This is a genomic window from Pseudomonas sp. 05T35 (assembly GCF_056396605.1).
The window spans coordinates 1-4,539 of the sequence record NZ_JBFTLU010000577.1 but is presented as its reverse complement, the minus strand read 5'-3'; the positions used below and the strand labels follow the sequence as shown (position 1 = coordinate 4,539).

The window sequence follows — 4,539 nt, the reverse complement described above, 5'->3', positions numbered from 1 at the left end:
GTCCACCGCCGCCGCCCGGGGTCGCGCAAATCGCGAATTCGGTGGACATCACCACCCCAAGGCATTTCAGGCGGCCTATCCGGCTGCGCTGTTCACCCAGCAACAAGCGCAAGCGTACTGAGTTGGTGAACCAGCAGAGCAGGATCATGCCCGGCATCGCCAGCAACAATGTCGGCGGAAAGTGCTGCAGTCGTGGCCATAGTTCATTGGCACCGAGCAATAGCGGAATCAGCACCGCGCAGAGCAGGGCGGCGACCAGCCACAGGACGCGACTCATGCGGCGTGACCGACCTGAGCGCTTTGCGTGCGCAGCCACCGGGCCTTGGTCATTGGCACTCGGCCGTCATTGAGCAAGCGTTCGAGGGTGTGCAGCCAGTAAGTGCGGGAGAACTCATGGCGCAGGTCCACCGGGTGTACGCCCAGGCGAATTACCGGGGCGTGCTGCCAGCGCAGTTCGCGTTGAGCGCTGACAATTTTCGACACGCCGCGACGCCAGGCACTGCGCGCGCTCCAGACCAGGCCTGGGGCGTTGACCTGGGAGAAGTCCGGCAGGCGATACAGGTGCTGCGAATCACTGGTGTAGCTCAGCGGTAACTGGCGCAGGGCTTGACGCGTGCCTTCGCTCATCAGCCAGGCCGGTGCAACAAACCCCTCCAGTGGCCAGTTGTAACGGCTGAACAATTCGATCCCGGCGAGCAGGCGGGCCAGCGCAGCCGGTTGCGAAAGACTGTAGAACTCGCCTTCATGGGTGTAGAMCCGGCGCATGAACCAGTCACGGGGGCGCGCCGTTAGCGGGCTGTCATCACAATGGTAGTAGCCGTGAAGTGCCAGTTCGTCGCCGCGCTCGATGCGGCGGGTCAGCACGCGCCGAAAATCCGGATGGCTATCGAGGTCGTGGTGTTTGTGAAAGTCGGGGACGACCAGCCATGTCATCGGCACTGCGCCGAGTGCGTCCACCGCTTCGACAAACGGCTGGTAGTCGGCCCAGGATTGCGGGGTGACGTCATGCAGCACCAGTAGCAGGCTGGGCGTGTGCATGGCGTCAGCCATTGCTCAACTGCGGCAAAGGGGCGCCGAGGACTGCGTAATAGTGGCCCAGCAGGCTGTTGACCACTGAATCCCAGGCGTAATGCTGTTCGACATGGCGGCGGGCGTATCGACCGAGATCGTTACGCTGTGCAAACAGTTCGCGCACCGCATTGGCCATCGCCACTGGATTGTTGGGGGCACAGAGTATGCCGCAGTGCTCGTTGATGATTTCGGTGAAGGCGCCCGCTGCCACGGCAACCACTGGAATGCCACAGGCCATGGCTTCGAGAACGACCAGGCCAAAGGTTTCCTGATCGCCTGCATGCAGCAAGGCATCGGCGCTGGCCATCAGCCGGGCCACCTGTGGTGCAGGGCAGAACTCATCGATCAGCGTGACGTTATCCGGTACCTGTGCCGACACCGAGGTACCGACCAGCAGCAGGTGATAACGGTTTCCCAGACGCTTCATGCAATTGAGCAGGACGGGAATGTTTTTCTCCTTGGAACCTCGCCCGGCGAATATCAGTAGTCGAGTGTCTTCGGCAATCTTCAGCTTCGCCCGCAGATCCGGGTCACGGGCGTCTGGATTGAAGGTTTGCAGGTCCACGCCCAAGGGTTGGACGTAAACGTTTTTGACCCCAAGCCCCATGAGCTTGTCGGCCATGATCCGGCTCGGCGTCAGTACCCGGTCAAAGTTGCTGTACAGCTTGCGGATATACGCTTCTACATTCGGCGTGACCCAGTTGCCCACCCGGTTGCTTGCCAAAAGCGGCAAGTCGGAGTGATAGAAGCCAATCACTGGAACGTCCAGTTCGCGCCGCGCATCCAGCGCTGCCCAGGCTGTCAGGTAAGGATCGCCGACTTCTATCAGGTCCGGTTGCAGGTCGTGCAGGGCATTGCGCCAGGGCGTCAGTCGCAGCGGGAAGCGATAGCCTTTGCCGAAGGGCAGGGCCGGGGCGGGCACCGTGTAGACACCGTCCTGCTCGCTCCGCCGTGCTCCCGGGATCAGCAAGCTGTGACGAATCCCCGGCTTGCGGCCCAGGCGGCGGTGCTTGGCATCCAGATAAGTCCGCACGCCACCGCTGGCCGGTGCGTAGAACATGGTGATGTCAGCGATATGCACGATAACCCTCCCTTCTATCCGTTGTTCTCCTTGTGGGAGCGAGCCGGCTCGCGATGGGGCCGTCAAGGGCGCGTCAAATTTTGAAACTACCGACCAACTGCTTCAACCGCGCCGCTTGCTGCTCAAGATCGGAACAGGCGCGCAACGTCGATTGCAGGTTTTCCACGCCTTCCTGATTCAGCGTGTTGATTTCGGTGATGTCGACGTTGATCGATTCCACCACGGCGGTCTGTTCTTCGGTGGCGGTGGCCACCGACTGGTTCATGCCGTCGATCTCGCCGATGCGCAAGGTCACGCTGTTCAGGCGCTCACCGGCGAGGTTGGCGATCTCGACGCTGTCCTGGCTGTGACGCTGGCTGTCGCTCATGGTGCTGACCGACTCGCGGGCGCCGACTTGCAGCTCCTCGATCATGGTCTGCACTTGCTGCGCCGACTCCTGGGTGCGGTGCGCCAGGTTGCGCACTTCATCGGCGACCACCGCGAAACCACGTCCGGCCTCACCGGCCCGCGCCGCTTCAATCGCCGCGTTGAGTGCCAGCAGGTTGGTTTGCTGGGAGATGCTGGTGATCACTTCGAGAATCTGCCCGATGTTCACGGTCTTGCTGTTCAGCGACTCGATGTTGGTGCTGGAGGCGCTGAGCATGCTCGATAGCTGATTCATCGCCGCAATGCTGCGGTCGACCACTTGCTGGCCGTCTTCGGCGAGGCTGCGGGCATCGCTGGCCTGATGAGAGGCCTGCGCCGCGTTACGGGCGATTTCCTGAGCCGCAGCGCCCAGCTGATTGATCGCCGCTGCCACACTGTTGGTCCGGCTCGATTGTTCGTCGGAGTTGAGCATCGACGAGTTCGATGCGCTGACCACTCGCAGAGCGACTTCGTTGACGTGCTCGGTCGCCGACGACACTTCGCGGATCGAACCGTGGATCCGCTCGACGAAGCGGTTGAACGCGCTGCCGAGGATGCCGAACTCGTCCTGGCTCTGGATGGTCAGGCGGCGGGTCAGGTCGCCTTCACCGTCGGCAATGTCTTGCATGGCGCGGGTCATGACGTGCAGCGGCTGGATCAGGATGCGGATCAGCATCCCGAGCAAGGCGATGATGATTGCCACGGCGATGACCGTGGCAATGATCGCCGAGGTGCGGAAGCTGCTGAGCATCGAGAAGGCTTTGTCTTTGTCCACCGACAGGCCGACGTACCAGTTGACCGATGGCAGGCCTTTGATCGGGGTGAAGGTGACGATGCGGGTTTTGCCGTTGACCTCGACTTCGCTGATGCCGTCACCGATACGCGGAGTGTTCGTCGGGTAAGCCTCGCTGAGGGACTTCATCACCATGGCTTTGTCCGGGTGGACCAGGATCTTGCCGTCGGCGCTGACCAGGAAGGCGTAGCCCATGCCACCAAAGTCACGCGCGGTCAGGGTGTCGATCAGGGTTTGCAGGCTCAGGTCACCGCCTACCACTCCCACGCTTTGCCCGGCTTTTTTCGAGGCGGTGGCGATGGAAATGATGGTCTGACCGGTTGCCGCATCGATATACGGTTCGGTGAGTGTCGAGCCGTTGCTGTTTACTGCGCCTTTGTACCAAGGGCGAACTCTTGGGTCGTAGCCGTCCGGCATCTTGGAGTCGGGGCGGTTGATGAACGTGCCGCTGGCATCGCCCAGGTACCGGGCCATGAAGGTCGACGCCAGGGCATTCTGCTCAAGCAGGTTGGCAACGTTGCCTTGTTCGGGGTTGAGGGCGATGTTCTGGGCCAGGTTTTCCACCATGAGAATCCGCCCGGCGAGCCAGGACTGGATATTGGAGGAAGTGACATCGCCCATCTCATGCAGGTAATTGTCCAGGTCCTGTCGAATCGCATTGCGCTGTAGATAGTCGTTGTACAGCGTGAACGAAGCGAAGGCGGCAATGACGATGAGCGCGGCGGCAAGCAGGATTTTGTGGCTGAAGCGCAGGTTTTTGTTCATGGCTTGGGGTGTCCGCTAAGGTCTTAATGTTGGGGCGTGTTGCTTTGAAAAGCGCGCAAACCAGGCGCTGTCGCACATAAGTTGATATTTCCGTCTGTCCTTAGGGAATTATCGGACCTGATTTTCAGTCTGGTCTCTTGCTTGTGTTTATCGGCTGCGCAGGACTAAAGCTTAACCAGGAGCGACGAAATGCCTGACTCATTGCAACTCGTTATCGGCGCAGGGCTTGAAGTCGGCGATGCGACAGGCGGTCAATCAGATGGGGCGACAACGGGTCCGCGGCTTGATGGGCTCGTTGCCGGGCGGCAGCAAACGCCGCTGACTATCTTTTGGATGCGCACGGTCAAAATGTGGGAGCGAGCCTGCTCGCGATAGCGATTTAACATTCAGCAGAGATGTTGACTGGTAAGCCGCCATCGCGAGC

At 60.9% G+C, this 4,539-nt stretch carries 4 protein-coding genes and 1 pseudogene; all 5 read right to left on the bottom strand.

The genetic code is table 11. The annotated features are described in order from the left end of the window. A partial coding sequence (locus tag AC1DH9_RS27460; protein WP_477809164.1) for a lysylphosphatidylglycerol synthase domain-containing protein occupies positions 1 to 277 on the bottom strand: 277 nt, incomplete at its 3' end. Then, a complete protein-coding gene (locus AC1DH9_RS27455; RefSeq protein WP_477809163.1) occupies positions 274 to 1,050 on the bottom strand; it encodes a DUF2334 domain-containing protein in 777 nt (258 codons plus the stop codon). The genes AC1DH9_RS27460 and AC1DH9_RS27455, both read right to left, overlap by 4 nt. Continuing rightward, the gene (locus AC1DH9_RS27450) at positions 1,043 to 2,131 is read right to left on the bottom strand and encodes a glycosyltransferase family 4 protein (protein ID WP_427536313.1); all 1,089 of its coding nucleotides are present in this window, start codon (positions 2,129 to 2,131) and stop codon (positions 1,043 to 1,045) included. The genes AC1DH9_RS27455 and AC1DH9_RS27450 overlap by 8 nt, the downstream gene beginning before the upstream one ends. Positions 2,132 to 2,225: 94 nt before the next feature. Beyond that, positions 2,226 to 2,990 (bottom strand): methyl-accepting chemotaxis protein, encoded by a 765-nt coding sequence (locus AC1DH9_RS27445; protein ID WP_427536311.1) that lies wholly within the window; start codon positions 2,988 to 2,990, stop codon positions 2,226 to 2,228. 93 nt (positions 2,991 to 3,083) lie between these two features. After that, a pseudogene (locus AC1DH9_RS27440) lies at positions 3,084 to 4,115 on the bottom strand (HAMP domain-containing protein); the annotation flags it as partial. Positions 4,116 to 4,539: the final 424 nt, after the last annotated feature.